Origin of the sequence: Brevundimonas sediminis (assembly GCF_048799765.1) — a bacterium.
GTDB lineage: Bacteria > Pseudomonadota > Alphaproteobacteria > Caulobacterales > Caulobacteraceae > Brevundimonas.
Genome location: NZ_JBLYQK010000007.1, coordinates 1 through 17,570, shown reverse-complemented (window position 1 = coordinate 17,570; position 17,570 = coordinate 1). Strand labels below are relative to the sequence as shown.

17 protein-coding genes are annotated in these 17,570 nt (G+C 69.3%); 8 read left to right on the top strand and 9 right to left on the bottom strand.

Annotation, left to right across the window (positions count from 1 at the left end; genetic code table 11):
- On the bottom strand, positions 1-528 hold the full coding sequence (locus ACLQ7T_RS05955; RefSeq protein WP_420478594.1) for a hypothetical protein: 528 nt from the start codon (positions 526-528) through the stop codon (positions 1-3).
- Between the two features lie 104 nt (positions 529-632).
- On the opposite strand from ACLQ7T_RS05955, the gene ACLQ7T_RS05950 reads away from it, so the two are divergent.
- The 7 genes from ACLQ7T_RS05950 (at position 633) to ACLQ7T_RS05920 (ending at position 8,056) form a co-directional block, all read left to right on the top strand.
- On the top strand, positions 633-1,883 hold the full coding sequence (locus ACLQ7T_RS05950) for a hydrolase (protein WP_420478593.1): 1,251 nt from the start codon (positions 633-635) through the stop codon (positions 1,881-1,883).
- A gap of 4 nt (positions 1,884-1,887) precedes the next feature.
- The gene (locus tag ACLQ7T_RS05945; RefSeq protein WP_420478592.1) at positions 1,888-2,895 is read left to right on the top strand and encodes an arginine N-succinyltransferase; all 1,008 of its coding nucleotides are present in this window, start codon (positions 1,888-1,890) and stop codon (positions 2,893-2,895) included.
- Between the two features lie 135 nt (positions 2,896-3,030).
- Positions 3,031-4,461: a succinylglutamate-semialdehyde dehydrogenase gene (gene astD / locus ACLQ7T_RS05940; RefSeq protein ID WP_420478591.1), complete on the top strand. Its 1,431-nt coding sequence runs from the start codon at positions 3,031-3,033 to the stop codon at positions 4,459-4,461.
- Positions 4,458-4,814, top strand: a complete 357-nt coding sequence (locus tag ACLQ7T_RS05935) for a hypothetical protein (RefSeq protein WP_420478590.1) — start codon at positions 4,458-4,460, stop codon at positions 4,812-4,814. The genes astD and ACLQ7T_RS05935 overlap by 4 nt, the downstream gene beginning before the upstream one ends.
- Complete coding sequence (astB, locus tag ACLQ7T_RS05930; RefSeq protein ID WP_420478589.1) at positions 4,811-6,142, top strand: N-succinylarginine dihydrolase; 1,332 nt, start codon at positions 4,811-4,813, stop codon at positions 6,140-6,142. The genes ACLQ7T_RS05935 and astB overlap by 4 nt, the downstream gene beginning before the upstream one ends.
- Position 6,143: 1 nt before the next feature.
- Positions 6,144-6,755 carry a DUF998 domain-containing protein gene (locus ACLQ7T_RS05925; protein ID WP_420478588.1) on the top strand — a complete coding sequence of 204 codons (612 nt, stop codon included), beginning with the start codon at positions 6,144-6,146 and terminating at the stop codon, positions 6,753-6,755.
- Positions 6,752-8,056 carry an MFS transporter gene (locus tag ACLQ7T_RS05920; RefSeq protein WP_420478587.1) on the top strand — a complete coding sequence of 435 codons (1,305 nt, stop codon included), beginning with the start codon at positions 6,752-6,754 and terminating at the stop codon, positions 8,054-8,056. Before ACLQ7T_RS05925 ends, ACLQ7T_RS05920 begins: the two co-directional genes overlap by 4 nt.
- Here ACLQ7T_RS05920 and phhA read toward each other — a convergent pair whose 3' ends face one another.
- Positions 8,057-8,932 (bottom strand): phenylalanine 4-monooxygenase, encoded by an 876-nt coding sequence (gene phhA / locus ACLQ7T_RS05915; protein ID WP_420478586.1) that lies wholly within the window; start codon positions 8,930-8,932, stop codon positions 8,057-8,059.
- Positions 8,933-9,009: 77 nt separating this feature from the next.
- Positions 9,010-9,324 (bottom strand): heat shock protein HspQ, encoded by a 315-nt coding sequence (gene hspQ / locus ACLQ7T_RS05910; RefSeq protein ID WP_420472064.1) that lies wholly within the window; start codon positions 9,322-9,324, stop codon positions 9,010-9,012.
- Between the two features lie 148 nt (positions 9,325-9,472).
- Here hspQ and ACLQ7T_RS05905 point away from each other — a divergent pair, with 148 nt between their 5' ends.
- Entirely contained in the window at positions 9,473-10,615 is a 1,143-nt protein-coding gene (locus ACLQ7T_RS05905) for a Ppx/GppA phosphatase family protein (protein WP_420478585.1), read from the top strand.
- Here the strand turns inward: ACLQ7T_RS05905 and ACLQ7T_RS05900 are convergent.
- From ACLQ7T_RS05900 to gyrA, 6 genes are read right to left on the bottom strand one after another with little or no spacing between them, the layout of a single operon-like run.
- A complete protein-coding gene (locus ACLQ7T_RS05900) occupies positions 10,597-11,493 on the bottom strand; it encodes a peptidylprolyl isomerase (protein ID WP_420478584.1) in 897 nt (298 codons plus the stop codon). The two genes, ACLQ7T_RS05905 and ACLQ7T_RS05900, sit on opposite strands and share 19 nt — an antisense overlap.
- 22 nt (positions 11,494-11,515) lie before the next feature.
- Positions 11,516-12,385 (bottom strand): peptidylprolyl isomerase, encoded by an 870-nt coding sequence (locus ACLQ7T_RS05895; RefSeq protein ID WP_420478583.1) that lies wholly within the window; start codon positions 12,383-12,385, stop codon positions 11,516-11,518.
- 1 nt (position 12,386) lies between these two features.
- Positions 12,387-12,869, bottom strand: coding sequence for a pantetheine-phosphate adenylyltransferase (coaD, locus tag ACLQ7T_RS05890; protein WP_420478582.1), 483 nt, complete (start codon positions 12,867-12,869; stop codon positions 12,387-12,389).
- A 51-nt stretch (positions 12,870-12,920) separates the two neighbouring features.
- Positions 12,921-13,733 (bottom strand): aminotransferase class IV, encoded by an 813-nt coding sequence (locus tag ACLQ7T_RS05885; RefSeq protein ID WP_420478581.1) that lies wholly within the window; start codon positions 13,731-13,733, stop codon positions 12,921-12,923.
- Positions 13,715-14,521: a hypothetical protein gene (locus ACLQ7T_RS05880; RefSeq protein WP_420478580.1), complete on the bottom strand. Its 807-nt coding sequence runs from the start codon at positions 14,519-14,521 to the stop codon at positions 13,715-13,717. The genes ACLQ7T_RS05885 and ACLQ7T_RS05880 overlap by 19 nt, the downstream gene beginning before the upstream one ends.
- A 56-nt stretch (positions 14,522-14,577) precedes the next feature.
- Positions 14,578-17,349, bottom strand: coding sequence for a DNA gyrase subunit A (gene gyrA / locus ACLQ7T_RS05875; protein ID WP_420478579.1), 2,772 nt, complete (start codon positions 17,347-17,349; stop codon positions 14,578-14,580).
- Between the last annotated feature and the right edge of the window lie 221 nt (positions 17,350-17,570).

Below are 17,570 nucleotides of genomic sequence, written 5' to 3'. Positions count from 1 at the left end.
TCAGTCGTCCTGGGCCGTCTCCGCCTGCTGGCGGATCTTGCCCAGGGCGCTGGCTCCGCGGATGCCGGCGATATGGGTCACAATGGCGATGCCCATGGCGAACAGCGAGAAGAGGCTGAGATACATCGGCTGATGGCCGCCCGGCGCCAGACCCAGGGCGCTGGTGCCGAAAGTCCAGACGCACAGCACGAGGAAGAGGATCGGCAGCACAATGTTCGGCTTCAGCCACTGCCAGACGGCCAGACCGATCTGAAGGAGCGTCAGGACACCCGCGACCATCATGCCCTGCTGGGCGCTGGCCGCCAGCTGCTCGGCGCTGGGAACCTGTCCGGTCAGCTTCTCGATGAGGTCCGCGGCCGAGGCGGCGGCAGCGGCCGAGGCCTCGGGCGTGGTGGCGTACCAGGCGTTGAACGCCTGATGGATCGCGCCGATCGCGATGCCGACCGCACTGACCCTGGCGGCGGCCAGGGCGGCCGCCTCGGTGTTCACAGGAGCGGTCGGGTTCATCGCCTTGATGATGTCAGTCATCCGTTTCCTCCATGGGGATGTGGCCCAACCCTATCCCGCCTTGAAGACGAGTCGCATCCCCGCTCCGCTTCACCTTTGCCGCGCACCCGTCTAGGGTCGCGCCGATGCGGATTCTGCCTTCCGAACAGACCGTCCTCGACCACGTCGCGGCGCGGGAAGACCTGATCATCGGGCGCGCGATCGAGTGGTCAAACGTCAATTCCGGCAGCCGGCACGCCGGAGGACTGGCCGCGGTGCTGGCCCTGCTGGAGCACGCCGCCCGCGCCCTGCCCGCGACCGTCGAACGCCTGCCTACCCGCGGCTCCACCACCGTCGCCGACGACGGGTCGGTGCGGGAAGAGGCGCATGCCGACGCCCTGAAGATCACCTGCCGTCCGGACGCGCCGTTGCAGGTCGTCCTGACCGGCCACTACGACACCGTCTTCCCCGAAACATCGGGCTTCCAGAGCGTCGTCACCCGCGCCGACGGCGCCCTGAACGGTCCGGGCATCGCCGATATGAAGGGCGGCATCTCGGTCCTGCTGGCGGCGCTCGAAGCCTTCGAGACCCACCCCGACCGCGAGCGCGTGGGCTGGACCGTCCTGCTGTCACCGGACGAGGAGATCGGCTCTCCCGCCTCCGCCCCACTGCTGGCCGAGCTGGGCGCGCGCGGCCATGTCGGCATGACCTATGAGCCCGCGCTCTCGGACGGCACGTTGGCCGGCGAGCGCAAGGGCAGCGGCAACTACCACCTGATCGTCACCGGCAAGGCCGCCCATGCGGGCCGCGCCTTCCACGAGGGCGCCAACGCCGTCGCCGGCGCCGCCATCATCGCCGCCCGCCTGCACGCCCTGAACGACCAGCGTGACGGCGTCACCGTCAATGTCGCCAGGATCAGCGGCGGCGGTCCGCTCAATGTCGTCGCCGACAATGCCGTGGTCCGCTTCAACGTCCGCGTCCCCGACGCCCAGTCCTCCGCCTGGATTTCGGAAACAGTGCAGCAGATCGCCGCCGAGCCGCCCCTCCCCGGCCTGACGCTGGACCTGCACGGCGGCATGACCCGCGCGCCCAAGCCGATGGACGCCTCCCAGACCGCCCTGTTCGAAGCCGTGCGCGACACCGGCGCCCTGCTGGGCCAGACCATCGCCTGGAAGCCCTCCGGCGGCGTCTGCGAGGGCAACAACCTGCACGCGGCGGGCCTGCCCAATATCGACACCCTCGGCGTCCTGGGCGGCGACATCCATTCGGATCAGGAGTTCGCCTGGCCCGCCAGCTTCGTCGAACGGGCGCAGCTGTCCGCCCTGATCCTGTGCAAGATCGCCTCGGGCGAGATCGACGCCCTCAAACTGAAATCCCTGCGTCTGGAGACGATGTAACCCCATGCTCGTCGTCAGACCTGCCGGCCCCGCCGACCTCGACCACCTGCTCGAACTGGCGATCCTCTCGGGCCCCGGCTTCACCAGCCTGCCGGAAGATCCCGACCAGCTGTCCGAACGCCTGGACCTCAGCCGCGACAGCTTCGCCGGCCGGATGGAGCCGCATGAGCGCTGGTACACTCTCATGCTCGAGGAGAGCGAAACCGGCGACGTCGACGGCATCGGCTCGGTGAAGGCCTCCGTCGGCCTGAAGCGGCCCTTTTTCAGCTTCCGGGTCGTCAACAACGCCCAGTCCTCGCCCTCGCTCGGCATCAAGCTGGAACAGAAGACCCTGGTGCTGGTCAACGAATGCACCGGCTGGACCGAGGTGGGTTCGCTCTTCCTGAAGGCCGACCGGCGCAAGGGCGGCGCGGGCCGTCTGCTCAGCCAGTCGCGCTACATGCTGATCGGCGCCGAGCCCGAACTGTTCAACGAGAACGTTCTGGCCGAGCTGCGCGGGGTCTTCACCCCCGACGGCGCCTGCCCCTTCTGGGACCACGTCGCCCACAAATTCTTCCCGATGGACTTCGACGAGGCCGACCGGATGACCGGTTCGACCGACAAGCAGTTCATCCTCGACCTGGCTCCGCGCCACCCCATCTATGTCGAGTTGCTGCCCGAGCCCGCCCGCGCCGTCATCGGCAAGGTCCATCCGCAGGGCGTGCCCGCCATGGCCCTGCTGGAGAGCGAGGGCTTCCGCCCCAACGGCCTGATCGACATCTTCGACGCCGGCCCGACCGTCTCCTGCCAGCGCGACAACATCCGCACCGTCCGCGACGCCCGCCCCCTGACCGTCGCCGTCGCCGACGAGGTGGAGGCCGAACTGCCCGCCCTGATCTCGACGGACAGCGTCACCGCCTTCCGTGCTGTCCGCCAGCGCGCCCATCTCGAAGGCGATGTCGCCACCCTGACCCGCGAAGCCGCCGACGCCCTGAAGGTGAAGGCCGGCGATACCGTGCGAGTGAAGACGTGACAGTCTATTCCGCTCATCCCCGCGAAGGCGGGGACCCAGTTCTGTCCAGCTTGACGCCGGCGCATCAGGACGTGGGTTCGGGGATCATTTCGCGCCGACCATCTTCCAAAGCACTGGGTCCCCGCCTTCGCGGGGATGAGCGGTAAAAGCATGCAGTTCAAATCCATCGATCCCGCCAACGGCGAAACCGTCTGGGACGGCCCCGCCGCCTCCGCGACCGAGGTTCAGGCCGCCACCGACCGCGCCCGCGCCGCCTTCCCCGACTGGGCCGACCGCCCGCGTCAGGACCGCATTGATGCGGTGAAACGCTATCAGGCTGTCCTCAAGGAGCGGGCCCCGCAGATCGCCGAGGCCATCAGCCGCGAAACCGGCAAGGCCCTGTGGGAGACGCAGACCGAGCTCACCGCCATGCAGGGCAAGGTCGACATCTCGACCCGCGCCTATGACGAGCGCACCGGCGAGCGCACCGCCGCCACCGCCTTCGGCTCGGCGACCCTGCGCCACCGCCCGCACGGCGTCGCCGCAGTCCTCGGGCCGTTCAACTTCCCGGGCCACCTGCCCAACGGCCACATCGTCCCGGCCCTGCTGGCGGGCGACACCGTCGTCTTCAAGCCCTCGGAAGAGACGCCCCTCACCGGTCAGCTGATGGCCGAGGCCTTCGCCGCCGCCGACCTGCCCGAAGGCGTGGTCAATGTGGTGCAGGGTGGGCGCGACACCGGCGCGGCCCTGCTGGACAGCGGCATCGACGCCCTGATGTTCACCGGCTCGGGCGCCGCCGGCGCCCACTTCCGCCGCAAGTTCGCGGACGATCCCCACGTCATCCTCGCGCTGGAGCTGGGCGGCAACAATGCGCTGGTCGTCTGGGACGCCGCTGACGCTGAAGCCGTCGCGGGCATCGCGGTCCAGTCCGCCTTCATCACCACCGGCCAGCGCTGCTCCTGCGCCCGTCGCCTGATCGTGCCGGAAGGGCCGCAGGGCGACGCCATCATCGAAGCCATCGCCGCCCTCAGCGACCGCCTGATCTTCGCCCCCTGGAACAGCTCGACCGAGCCCTACGCCGGGCCGCTGATCTCCGAAAAGGCCGCCGCCGCCGCCCTCGCCGCCCTGCAGCAGCGCATCGACGCCGGCGCCAAGGTGATCCGCGCCTCCGGTCCGATCGGCAACCTTCCGGGCGCCTTCGTCAAACCGGCCATCATCGACGTCACCGGCGTCGATGTCCCGGACGAGGAAATCTTCGCCCCCTTCCTGTCGGTGACCCGCGTGTCGTCCTTCGAGGCCGCCATCGCCGAGGCCAACGCCACCCGCTACGGCCTCAGCGCCGGTCTGGTCTCGGATGATCCGGCGAACTGGCAGACCTTCATCCGCCGCATCCGCGCGGGCGTGGTCAACTTCAACCGTCCGACCACCGGCGCGGCGGGCGACATGCCCTTCGGCGGCCTCGGCGCCAGCGGCAACCACCGCCCCTCCGCCTATTACGCGGCCGACTACTGCGCCTACCCGGTCGCCAGCTTCGAGGCCGAGGCGGTGAAGAACATCGAAAGCGAAATCAAGGGATTGTCGGCGTGATCTCGGACTGGCGAGGAGATCGGCGGATCGGAGCGGCGGGGCTGAGCGAGCGCCTCGGCAGCAGTTTACGCTTTGTCCTACTCCTCATGGCGGCATTGGCGGCCGTGTCCGCCATAGTGGTCGCCCTCAGAAGGCTGGATGATCCAGTGAACTGGTTCATAAATCTTCGCTTTTGGGCAATGACTTTCGGCTGCCAAGTCATGGTCCTCGCTTTTGTCGGTCTCTTCGCGCCGCGGAAGGAGCGGGCGATAGCCCTCGGCGTGGCGGGTGGCGCTGTCGCTCTGCTGGTCTGGTTCATGGCGTTGCCTATCCTTTCCGCGTTCGGCGTAGCCATAACCACGAGCGTCAGATGACCGCCCTCGAAGCCAACGCCGACGGCCTGATCGGGCCGACGCACTCCTACGCCGGCCTCTCCCCCGGCAACCTCGCCTCCAGCCGCAATGAGGGGCAGGCGTCCAACCCGCGCGCGGCGGTCCTGCAGGGCCTCGACAAGATGAAGCGGCTGGCCGACCTCGGCCTGCCCCAGTTCGTCCTGCCCCCGCATGAGCGGCCCAACATCCCCTTCCTGCGCTCGCTCGGCTTCGGCGGCACGGACGCACAGGTGATCGAGCGTGCGTGGAAAGACGCCCCCACCTTCGCCGCCGCCGCCTGCTCGGCCTCGCCCATGTGGGCCGCCAACGCGGCGACCGTGACGCCCTCCGCCGACAGCGCCGACGGCCGGGTCCACTTCAGCCCCGCCAACCTCGTCACCAACCTGCACCGCTCGCTGGAGCATCAGCAGACGAAGCGTGCGCTCGACGCCCTCTTCCCGGACGCCGCCCGCTTCGCCGTCCACGACGCCCTGCCTTCCGTCGCCCATCTCGCCGACGAGGGCGCCGCCAATCACGTTCGCCTGTGCGCCGAGCATGGCGCCGAGGGGGTCAACCTGCTGGTCTGGGGCCGCGAGGCATGGGAGCCGTGGACCGGCCCCTTCCCCGCTCGCCAGACGCGTGAGGCCGCCGAGGCCCTCGCCCGCCGACACGGCGCATCCGGCGCGGTGCTGGCCCGCCAGTCGAAGGCCGCCATCGCCGGCGGAACCTTCCACAATGACGTGGTCTGCGTCGGCGCCCTGGACACCCTGTTCCATCACCAGCTGGCCTTCGAGGACACCGCCGGGACCCACGCCGCCATCCGCGCGGCGGCGAAAGGCTTCGATCCGATCTTCGTCGAGGTGTCCGAGGCCGACCTCCCCCTCGCCGACGCCATCACCAGCTATCTGTTCAACTCCATGCTGATCCAGGTCCCGGGCGAGGACCGCCTGACCCTGATCTGCCCGACCGAGACCCGCGACAACGCCCGCGCCCACGCCGTCGCCGAGGCCGTCGCCTCGTCCAACGGCCCGATCGGCCGGGTGGAGTACGTCGATGTCCGCCAGTCGATGCGCAACGGCGGCGGCCCCGCCTGCCTTCGTCTCCGGGTGGTGCTGAACGAGGCCGAACTGGCCGCGGCCAACGCCAACATGCGCCTCACCGACGAGCTGCACGGCGCCCTCAGCGTCTGGGGCGCGACCTGGTATCGCGATGAGCTGAAGGTCGCCGACCTCGCCGACCCGGCCCTGCTGGACGAAAGCCGGGGCGCGCTGGACGAGCTGACCTCCATCCTCGGCCTGGGCTCGGACTTCTACCCCTTCCAGCGGGACTGAGATGCGCGCGCTCGCCCTCGCCTGCGCCCTTCTCAGCCTGCTGATCCTCGGCGCCGCCACGTTCGCGGGCAGCGCCCTCTATCCGGACTACGACCACCTGCGTCAGTTCATCAGCGAACTCGGCGCCGACGGCGCCCTGACCGGTCCGCATGTCAGCCTGGCCTTCATCGTCTCCGGCGCCCTGTTGACCGTCTTCTGGGGGCTGTGCGCCGTCCTGTTCCCGCGCACGCCCCTGTTCGTCATCGGTTTCGGACTGAGCGCCCTGAACGGGCTGGGCCTGATGTTCGGCGGCGTCTTTCCCTGTGATTTCGAGTGCGCGCCCGGCGGCCTCACCCTGTCCGGGCGGCTGCATGAAATCCTTGGCGGCGTCGGCTATCTGGCGGGGGTGGTCGGGGTCTTCCTGACCGGTCTGGCCGCCCGCCAACAGCCCGCCCTGCGCGGCCTGTTCGTCCTCAGCCTCCTCTGTGGCCTTCCGGCCCTGGGCGTGGTCTGGTTCGTCCAGCCGTGGTTCCACTGGCTGGGCGTCGCCCAGCGCATCCTTGAGACCGCCTTCGCCGTCTGGGCGGGGGCCGTCGCCTTCAGCCTTCGCCGTCTTCCGGAGACCGCCCGATGACCGCCATCCCGCCGATCGAAACCATGTCCCCCGCCCGTCGCCTGCGGAACATCATCGGCGGTTCGGCGGGCAATCTGGTCGAGTGGTTCGACTGGTACGCCTATGCGGCCTTCACCCTCTATTTCGCGCCCGTCTTCTTCCCCCGCGGCGACGCCACCGCCCAGCTGCTGTCCAGCGCCGCCATCTTCGCGGTCGGCTTTCTGATGCGGCCGGTCGGCGCCTGGATCATGGGCATCTACGCCGACCGCAAGGGCCGCAAGGCCGGGCTGACCCTGTCCGTCACCCTGATGTGCAGCGGCAGCCTGATCATCGCCTGCAGTCCCGGCTACGCCAGCATCGGCCTCGCCGCCCCGGCCCTGCTGCTGTTCGCCCGCCTGCTGCAGGGCCTCAGCGTCGGCGGCGAGTACGGCTCCTCGGCCACCTACCTCTCCGAGATGGCCGCGAAGAACCACCGCGGCTTCTGGTCCAGCTTCCAGTATGTGACCCTGATCTCGGGCCAGCTGCTGGCCCTGCTGCTGCTCATCGTGCTGCAGAACACCCTCAGCGACGCCGACCTGGCCTCCTGGGGCTGGCGCATTCCCTTCTTCGTCGGGGCGGCGCTGGCGGTGATCGTCTTCTGGCTGCGTCGTCGGCTGGACGAGACCCGCGCCTTCGTCGCCTCCGACACCGAAAAGGCGCCGAAATCCAGCGCCTTGCAGCTGATCCTGAAACACCCGAAGGAGGCCCTTCTGGTCATGGGCCTGACCGCCGGGGGTACGCTGGCCTTCTACACCTACACGACCTACCTGCAGAAATTCCTCGTCAACACGACCGGCTTCACCAAGGACGCCGCCACCGAGATCAGCGCCGCGGCCCTGTTCGTCTTCATGTGCCTGCAACCCGCCGTCGGCGCGCTGTCCGACCGCATCGGGCGCAAGCCGGTCATGGTGGCCTTCGGCGTTCTTGGCGTCCTGTTCACCGTGCCGATCATGGCCACCCTGGCCTCGGTCCAGAACCCCTTTGTCGCCTTCCTGTTGGCGTTGGCGGCCCTGGTCATCGTCAGCGGCTACACGGCCATCAACGCCGTGGTGAAGGCCGAGCTGTTCCCCGCCCACATCCGCGCCCTGGGCGTCGCCCTGCCCTACGCGATCGCCAACGCGGCCTTCGGCGGTACGGCCGAGTACGTCGCCCTGTGGCTCAAGGGCGCCGGGATCGAGAGCGTCTATTTCTGGTACGTGACCGCCATGATCGGCGTGTCGCTGCTGGTCTACCTCTTCATGCGCGACACCAAGCACAGGAGCCTGATCTCGCACGAGGATTGATCAGGCCGCGAACCGCCCGCCCTTCGCCGCGTACGCCTGTGTCCCCTTGGTGAAGACCTCGTCCGTCGGCAGGATCGTCTCGATGGCCAGGGTCTCGGCGCCCTTCAGCCGCTCATAGATCGGGCCGAAGTCCTTCAGGGTCTCGCCCTTCAGCTGCTCGATCGAGTCGATGACGAAATAGACCTGCTGGAAGTCGTCGATCCGGTAGAGGGTCTTCATCACCCGCTCCAGGTCAAAGCCCAGCCGGTTCGGCGACGGGTCTTCCAGCGCGAACACGCTTTCGGTCGCCGAGGATACGATCCCCGCGCCGTAGATGCGCAGCTGGTCGGCCTCCTTCATCAGGCCGAACTCGACCGTGTACCAGTACAGCCGCGCCAGATTGGGCAGCATGCCCAGCGCCGCCGCCCGCTGCCCGCCCCTGCCATAGGCCTCCATGTAGGCGGCGAAATCCGGGTCGGTCAGCATCGGCACATGGCCGAACACGTCGTGGAAGATGTCCGGTTCCTGCAGGTAGTCCAGCTGGTCCGGCTTGCGAATGAACTGGCCCGAGGGGAAGCGGCGATTGGCCAGATGGTCGAAGAAGACCTCGTCCGGCACCAGCCCCGGCACGCACACCACCGTCCAGCCGGTCAGGGCCTGCAGCTTGGGGTTCATCAGCGAGAAGTCCGGGATGCCGCCCGTGTTCAGGTCCAGCGCCTCCAGCCCCCTGAAGAAGACGTCGGCGGCGCGGCCGGGCAGGATCTTCATCTGCCGGGCGTACAGGGTGTCCCAGGTCTTGTGCTCGGTCTCGGTATAGGCGCGCCAGTCCTGCGGAATCGTCCAGTCTTCGGCGGCCCCTGCGGGCGGTTTGTCAAAGACGTGCTCGAAATCAGACATGACGGCGCTCCTGTGGTCCGGACTCTGACGGCCCTTTGGACCCAATCTAGAGGCGGGCGCGCAACGGCGCCAGCGGGTCAGTGGATCGCCTGGGCCCTCGGCGCATGGTGACCGCTGCGGTCGCGCGTGAACAGCTTGCGCTCCGCATCCCGGGTCAGGGCGGCCAGCTCCGGATCGTGCTCCAGCGCATCTTCCGGCGCATAGGCCATGAAGCCGCCGTCCTCGCCCAGCGCCAGCACCTGGTAGTAGGGCTGGTCCGGGGAAATGGCGCCGGTCGCCCCGGCGGGGCCGGCGAAAACGGGGTCGACGTCGACCACCACGCCGCGGAAGCCGGCGTCCCTGTGTCGAACGATCTGGCCGAGGCCGAAACGGGCGAAGGAGGATTGGGTCATCCTCCACAGCTACGCCTGCGAACCTGAGCGGGATCGCCGCCTTTCCGTTCATTTTCGCGACAGACACGCTTGGCGCGGATCAGTTTGGCGGTCTAGGCTGTCACGGACGGGCGCCGTTCCGGACCGCCCACCTTGAAAGATTCGGCCCATGCCGGAGACCGCCGGCGCGTCCTCGCGTCAACGGTCCCAGCCCCGGCGGCCCGACGGCAAGCGCGCCCGTGGCGGCGCCGGCGTCGCGGCGGGGGCGCCAGGTCGCGAAGGGCTCCTGTACGGGGCGCTCGATCTGGGGACCAACAATTGTCGCCTGCTCATCGCCCGCCCGGCGAGAGACGGCTTTCGCGTCGTCGATTCCTTCAGCCGGATCGTGCGGCTCGGCGAAGGCCTGTCCCGCACCGGGCGGCTCGACGACTCCGCCATGGAGCGGGCCTACGACGCCCTGATGTCCTGCAGCGAACGGCTGGCCCGGCGGGGGGTCGATCCGTCCCGGCTCATGGCCGTCGCCACCCAGGCCTGTCGGCAGGCCGCCAACGGACCCGAATTCATCGAGCGCGTGCGCAAGGGCACCGGTCTCAGACTGCGCATCATCGACCCCGTCGAGGAGGCGCGGCTGGCGGTCGAGGGGTGCCGGAACCTGTTCGATCCCGAGGCGGAGGCCATCCTCGTGGTCGATGTCGGCGGAGGCTCCACCGAGCTCAGCTGGCTGCGGCGGTCGGAGGGCGGCTTCAGTCTCGAGGGCTGGATGTCGGCGCCGATCGGTGTCGTGACCCTGGCCGAGCGCCATCCCGAGCCGGTCGGCGGCGACCTGCATCCCTGGTACGAGGCCATGGTCGCCGACATGGGCGCCGCCATCGCCGACTCTCCCGTTGATGCGACCCTGCGCGCGCGGTTCGAGGAAGGTCGCGCCCACATGGTCGGCACCTCGGGCGCGATCACCAGCCTGGCCGGCATCCATCTCGGCCTGCGGCGCTACCAGCGCAATCTGGTCGACGGCCTCTGGATGACCCGGACCGACTGCGAGCGCGCCGCCGAACGTCTCAAGGCGCTCGGGCCCGACGGGCGGGCGCAGGAAAGCTGCATCGGTCCGGATCGCGCCGATCTGGTGCTGGCCGGCGCCGCCATCATGGAGGCGATCCAGCGCGCCTGGCCGTCGGAACGGGTTCGCGTCGCCGATCGCGGCCTGCGCGAAGGCCTGCTGCTGGAGCGGATGCGCGAGGATCAGAAGCCCGTGCGCCGTCGTCGTCGCCGTCGGCGGGGCGGCGGCTCGGGCGGGGCTCAGCCGCCCGTCACCTGAACCGGCAGGGTCACGTCGCAGACCGAGAAATCGGCGCCCCGCGCCGCCCGCGCCGCGCCGACGATGTTCAGGAAGCGCTCGGACGTCGGCGCCAGGATCTGGACCATCGGCCGCTCCGCCACCGGTATATCGGAGGCCACGCGCACGCGCGTCATCCGGTCCGGCTGGGCGGCCGCCATCATGCCGTTCTCGCCGTCCCCGACCTGCAGCGCCCGGACCACGTCCAGGCCCGACACGGTCATGCCCCAGATGGTGTAGCGCTTGTCCAGCGCCGGATAGGCCTGCCGCATGATGAAGAACTGGCTGTTGGCGGTGTCATTGCCCTCGTCCCGGGCCATGCCGACCACGCCCGGGCAGTAGACGCCCCAGCCGTGCACCTTGCCGTCGCCGGTCTGGGCGAAGGCGACGTCGGGCTGGGTCTGGACCGGCAGGGAGCCGATGAAGCCCAGACGCGCGCCGGTCGGCTCGGCCACCGGCGCGAACGGCATCGCGCGGTCGCGGCGGAAGGTGAACTCGGCCTTCAGGTCCGGATAGGCGCTCTGTCCCTCGCCATTGCCCAGCGGATCGCCGGTCTGGGCCATGAACCAGTCGATCACCCGGTGCCAGGTCAGATTGTCGAAGAAGCCGTTGCGCGCCAGCAGCCGCATCCGCTCGACGTGCAGGGGCGCGATCTCGGGCGTCAGTTCGACGATGATCCGGCCCTTGGTCGTATCGATGACCAGCAGGTTCTCCGGCGCCACCGTGCGCCAGTCGGTCGGGGCGATGGTGGTCTGCGGGGTCGGCGCCGGCGGGGGCGGCGGCGGTCCGCCGACCTCCTGCGCCATCGCCGGGCCGGTCATCAGGACCGCCGCGGCGGCCAGGGCGAACCTCAACATCATCACACCTCCCCCTCGTCCTCGCTCAGCCGCCGGTCACTTCGGCCGTCGGCTGGACATCGCACACGCTGAAGCGGCCCCCTAGCCGGGTGCGCGCCGCCTCGACCTGCGCCGCGAACGCGGGGCTGACGGTCGTCAGCACGCGGGCGGCCGGACGCTCGGCTTCCGGCAGGGCGGACGCCGTGCGCACCCGCACCATCAGGTCCGGATTGGTGACGGCGCCGTTGTTCGCATCGGTTCCCTTCTTCAGGGACCGGACCACCTCAAGGCCCGACAGGACCCGTCCGAACGGCGTATAGCTGCCGTTCAGATTGCTGTTCGCGGCGGTCATGATGAAATACTGGCTGTTGGCGCTGTCCGGCTCGCCGGCGCGCGCCATGCCCAGAACCCCGGGGCAGAACAGGGCGTTGGCGTCGACCTTGAAGTCCGCCGTCACCATCATCTGGGCGTCGGGCTGGGTCTGCACCGGCATGGAGCCGATCACCCCCGTCTGGCCGGCGCCGTTCGACGGCGGCGCGATCTGGACAAAGCCGTCCGCGCGGCCCCGCCGGAATCCGAACTCGGCCACGATGTCCGGCAGTTCGCTGCCGCCCTCCCCGGTGCCCAGCGGATCGCCGCCCTGCGCCATGAAGCCGTCCAGCACCCGGTGCCAGGTCAGACCGTCATAGAAGCCCTGGTTGGCCAGGGTACGGACCCGGTCCACCGAGATCGGCGCGACCCGCGGATCCAGCTCGGCGATCACCCGCCCCTTGGACGTCTCGATGACCAGCAGGTTTTCCGGCGCCACCGCGCGCCACTCGCCCGGGCCGGCGGCGGTCTGGGCCAGGGCGGCCGGGGCAGCTCCCGCCAGCAGGGCGACGGCGGTCGCCGCCGCGAGTGTGATCTTCAAGCGCATACTATCCCTTGACCCTGTGCAGGACGGCGGCCGCGACCGCCGGGCTGACGAAACTTCCGATATTGCCGCCCAGCCGGGCGATCTCCTTGACCAGCCGCGAGGCGATCGCCTGATGCCGCGGGTCCGCCATCAGGAAGACGGTCTCGATGTCCGCATTGAGGCGCTGGTTCATCGCCGTCATCTGGAACTCGTATTCGAAGTCGGCCACGGCCCGCAGCCCGCGCACGATCACCGTCGCGTCCAGGTCCTCGGCGAAATGCATCAGCAGGCTGGAGAAGGGCCGGACCTCGACCCGGTCGCCGAAGACCGCCACCTCGGCGCGCACCATCTCGACCCGCTCGGCGGTCGTGAACAGCGGCCCCTTGTCATCATTCTGGGCCACGCCGATCACCAGCCGGTCGACCAGCTTCACCGCCCGTTTGATGATGTCCAGGTGCCCGTTGGTGATCGGGTCGAAAGTGCCCGGATACAGGCCGATGCGCATCGAATGTCTCCCCCGACTTTTCATCGGTTTAGCAGGTGCACAACGTCGGGCCTAGATCGCCTGCGGCGGGTTCGAGGCCCAGGCCGCGCGCAGCCGGTCGATCAGCGCCGGATCGATCTCCAGCGCCCGGCCGTCGATCTCACCGACCGGACAGGCCGGGGTCGCGCTGTTGCAGATGAAGGCCTGCCGGAAGCCCGTCGACATCTCACGGCTGACCGGCCGGGTCTCGCTGTCCAGCCCGACGCCCGCCAGACCGGTCTCGATCAGCCTCTGCGTCACCCCCGCCAGCATCGGCCCCCGGGGCCAGGTCACCCGGTCGTCCCGGACGAAGCCGATGTTCCACAGCGTCCCCTCCGACAGGACCCCGTCCCGGTCCGCGAACAGGGCGTCGTCGAAGCCGTCCGCCCGGGCCCGACGGCGCGTGGTCAGCAGGTCCATGTTCGCGACATGCTTCAGACGGGGCGCCATCCGCTCGTGAGCCTGGACCTGCAACCGCACGCGCGTCCTCAGCGGCGGCGGCGGATCAAACACGCCGACCATCACGCGCGGCTGACCAACCCAGGTCGGATTGCGGTTCGAAATCTGGTCCGAGAACAGGCTGACCCTCAGCCAGCAGGCTTCACGGCTCCCGATCGCGGCCCGCATCAATGCGCGCAACCGGTCCTCCGGAACCGCCTCGCCGAACAGTTCGACCGACGCGTCCCGCAGCCGCTCCAGATGCAGGTCCAGCCCCCGCGCCGCGCCATTCTCGACGCCGAAAGAGGTATAGGCCCCGTAGTTCACCAGCGCCTGATGGGCCAGCGCCTCTGCGGTCGCCGGCGCTCCGTCGATCCAGAGCGACGGCGTCACGCGTCGGTCGTCCACGAGTCCGGCTCCGCCGCCCGCGCCTTGGTCTTCGGCGCCTTCTTGCGCCACCTGCCCAGCGCCCAGAACAGGATGGCCGGCAGCGGGATCGAGGCCGAGATCACCCAGGGATCCGCAGGCCCCAGCCCCTTCAGGGCACCCGCGCCGAGCAGAGCGATAGAGATCGGCTGGACGAACATCGCCCCGGTCGTCCAGTTCAGCGCCACCTTCCCGAAGCCGAACAGGCAGCCGATCATCCACAGCCAGCGACGCCGGATACCCGCCGTCACCGCCGTGACCACACAGGCCAGGAAGGCCAGCACCGCCGCGCCCAGCACCGCATAGTGGGCCGGCGTCTTGCCCGTCAGGGTGAAGCCGCTCGCCTTGATCGACTCCTCGTGGGCCTTCAGGAGCGCCGGTGAGACGCGCATCACATGCAGCCCCTCAACACGGTATGGCGCATCGCCGCTGCGCATCATGGTCACCCGGACCTGCACCTTGCCTTCCGGATGGCTGTACAGCCGCGCGACCTCATAGGTCGCATCGCCGTTCACGATATTCAGGTTCCACGCCGCGGTCTCGACGGCCGTAGGCGTGCTCGCATGAATATGGGACTGCATCTGCTGCACGGCCTCGGGCAGGTCCTGCTGTAGCAGGATGGGCCCGGCCATCTCCCGCAGGCCCGCCACATCGTTCCGGCGCAACAGTTCATAGACGCGGTCAGCCTGGGCCTCGCGCGCGGGATCGACCTTTGGCAGGGTGCAACCGGCCAGAAGCAAGGTCAGCAGAAACAGCAGGATGCGCGGCACGATCATCTCCCCCAAGCCTGGAGGAGACCATGCGACGGGGACCCGCTCGGGCGCAATCAGCTTTCGCCGGCCTCGCCCTCGCCGCCCTCGACCTCGATCTCACCATCCTCGCCGCCGCCGCTGTCCGGCAGGCGTTCGACCGAGACGACCTTCTCGTCCTTGCCGGTCTTGAAGATGGTGACGCCCTGGCTGGAGCGGCTGACGATGCGGACCTGGTCCATCGGCGTGCGGATCATCTGGCCGCCCGAGGTGACCATCAGCAGGTCGTCGCTCTCCTCGACCGGGAAGGCCGCAGCCAGACGGTTGCCCGCGCGACCGCCCAGGCCGTGCGCCGTCAGCCCCTGCCCGCCGCGACCCGTGCGGCGATATTCATAGGCCGACGACCGCTTGCCGAAGCCCGTCTCGGTGACCGTCAGGATGAACTGCTCGGCGGCGCCCAGTTCGGCGATCCGCTCGACCGACAGCACGGCGTCCGCGACGTCGTCCTCGGCCTCGACCGGAGCCGCGTCTTCCTCGCCGTCCGCGCCCGCCAGCGCCTTGCGCATGGCGTTGGCGTGCTTGACGTAGGCGGCGCGCTCTTCCGGCGTGGCGTCCACCCGGCCCAGCACGGCCATGGAGATGACCTCGTCGCCCTCCTGCAGGCGCACGCCCCGCACGCCGGTCGAATCCCGGCCCTTGAACACGCGCACATCGTCGGCCTTGAAGCGGATCGCCCGGCCGAGCGCCGTCGTCAGCATGACGTCGTCCTCGGCGGTGCACAGGGCCACGCCGACCATCCGGTCGCCGTCCTCCAGCTTCATCGCGATCTTGCCGGCGCGGTTCACCGTGGCGAAGTCCGACAGCTTGTTGCGGCGCACGTCGCCCGAGCTGGTGGCGAACATGATGTCGTAGTCGCCCCACTCCGCCTCGTTCTCCGGCAGAGGCAGCACGTTCATGATGCTGTCGCCCGGCTCGATCGGCAGCAGGTTGACGAAGGCCTTGCCGCGCGACTGCGGATTGCCCAGCGGCAGACGCCAGGTCTTCAGCTTGTAGGCCTTGCCGTTGGTGGCGAAGAACAGCACCGGCGTGTGGGTCGAGGCCGAGAACACGCCCGTGACGGCGTCGTCCTCCTTCATCGCCACGCCGCTGCGGCCCTTCCCGCCGCGGTGCTGGGTCCGGTAGGCGTTCAGCGCCACGCGCTTCACATAGCCGCCGTGGGTGACGGTCACGACCATGTCCTCGCGCGGGATCAGGTCCTCGTCCTCCATCTCGCCGTCGCCTTCCCCGATCAGGGTGCGACGCGGCACGGCGAACTCGTCCTTCACGGCGATCAGGTCCGCGCGCACCACCGCCAGGATGTTGGCGCGGTCCGACAGCAGGGTCAGGTGGCCCTGGATGGTGCCGGCCAGGTCGCGGGCCTCGCCGAAGATGTCGTCACGCCCCAGACCGGTCAGACGGCTCAGGGTCAGGGCCAGGATGGCGCGGGCCTGCTCGTCCGTCAGGCGCAGCTTGTCGCCGTCCACCAGCGCCGAGCGCGGGTCGGCGATCAGCTCGATCAGGGCCATCATGTCGCCCACCGGCCAGGCCTTGGCCTGCAGGCGCTCGCGCGCCTCCGTCGGATCGGCCGACGACCGGATGATGTGGATCACCTCGTCGATGTTGGCGACGGCGACGGCCAGACCGACCAGCACGTGGCCGCGGTCGCGGGCCTTGGCCAGTTCATATTTGGTGCGGCGGACAACGACCTCTTCCCGGAACTCCAGGAAGGCGTCCAGCAGCTGACGCAGCCCCATCTGCTCGGGGCGGCCGTGGTTCAGGGCCAGCATGTTGACGCCGAACGACGACTGCATCGCCGTATAGCGCCACAGCTGGTTCAGGATCACGTCGCCCGAGGCGTCGCGCTTCAGCTCGACCACCATCCGCATGCCGTCGCGGTCCGACTCGTCGCGGACGTCGGCGATGCCCTCGATCTTCTTCTCGCGGACCAGCTCGACGATCCGCTCGATCAGGGTCTGCTTGTTCACCTGATAGGGCAGTTCGGTGACGATGATCGCCTCACGGTCCTTGCGGATCGTCTCGATCGTCGCCTTGCCGCGCACGATCACCGAGCCGCGGCCGTCGCGCAGGGCGTTGCGCGGGGCGGTGCGCCCCATGATCTCGCCGCCGGTCGGGAAGTCCGGACCGGGTACGATGTCCAGCAGGGCGTCGTCGCCGATGTTCGGCTCGTCCAGCAGGGCCACCGCCGCGTCGATCACCTCGCCCAGGTTATGCGGCGGGATGTTGGTCGCCATGCCGACCGCGATGCCGCCCGCGCCGTTGACCAGCAGGTTCGGAATGCGGCTGGGCAGGACGACCGGCTCCAGCTCCTTCTCGTCGTAGTTCGGCTGGAAATCGACCGTGTCCTTGTCGATGTCGGCCAGCAGGGCCACGGCGGCCGGGGCCATCCGGGCCTCGGTGTAACGCATCGAGGCGGGCATATCGCCGTCGACCGAGCCGAAATTGCCCTGGCCGTCGACCAGCATCAGCCCCATCGAGAACGGCTGGGCCATGCGCACCAGCGCCATATAGACCGAGGCGTCGCCGTGCGGGTGGAAGCGGCCCAGCACGTCACCGACCACGCGCGCGCACTTCGAATAGGCGCGCTCGGGCGACATCTTCAGATCGTGCATCGAGTACAGGATGCGGCGGTGCACCGGCTTCAGGCCGTCCCGCGCGTCCGGCAGCGCCCGGCTCACGATCACGCTCATGGCGTAGTCGAGGTACGAGCGGCGCAGCTCGTCTTCGATGGTGATGGTGGAGATATCGCCGCCCGCCGGGGCTGCGGCGTTTTCGTAGGTGTCGTCGGTCAAGGAAATCGGGCTTTAAATGGCCGGAATCGGAACGTGATCCGCTATCCGGTTTTCTAGCATCCAGGGTGCCCTTAGGCAAAACGGACGCGCCCTTCTCAGGCTTGTACACAGGGATTTTCGACCATGCGCCAGCGCCTCCTCGCCACCGCCCTCGCCGCCCCGCTGATCCTGGGCGCCGCCGCGGCCTGCGCCCAGTCCGCCGCCGCCCCCCGGACGCCGCC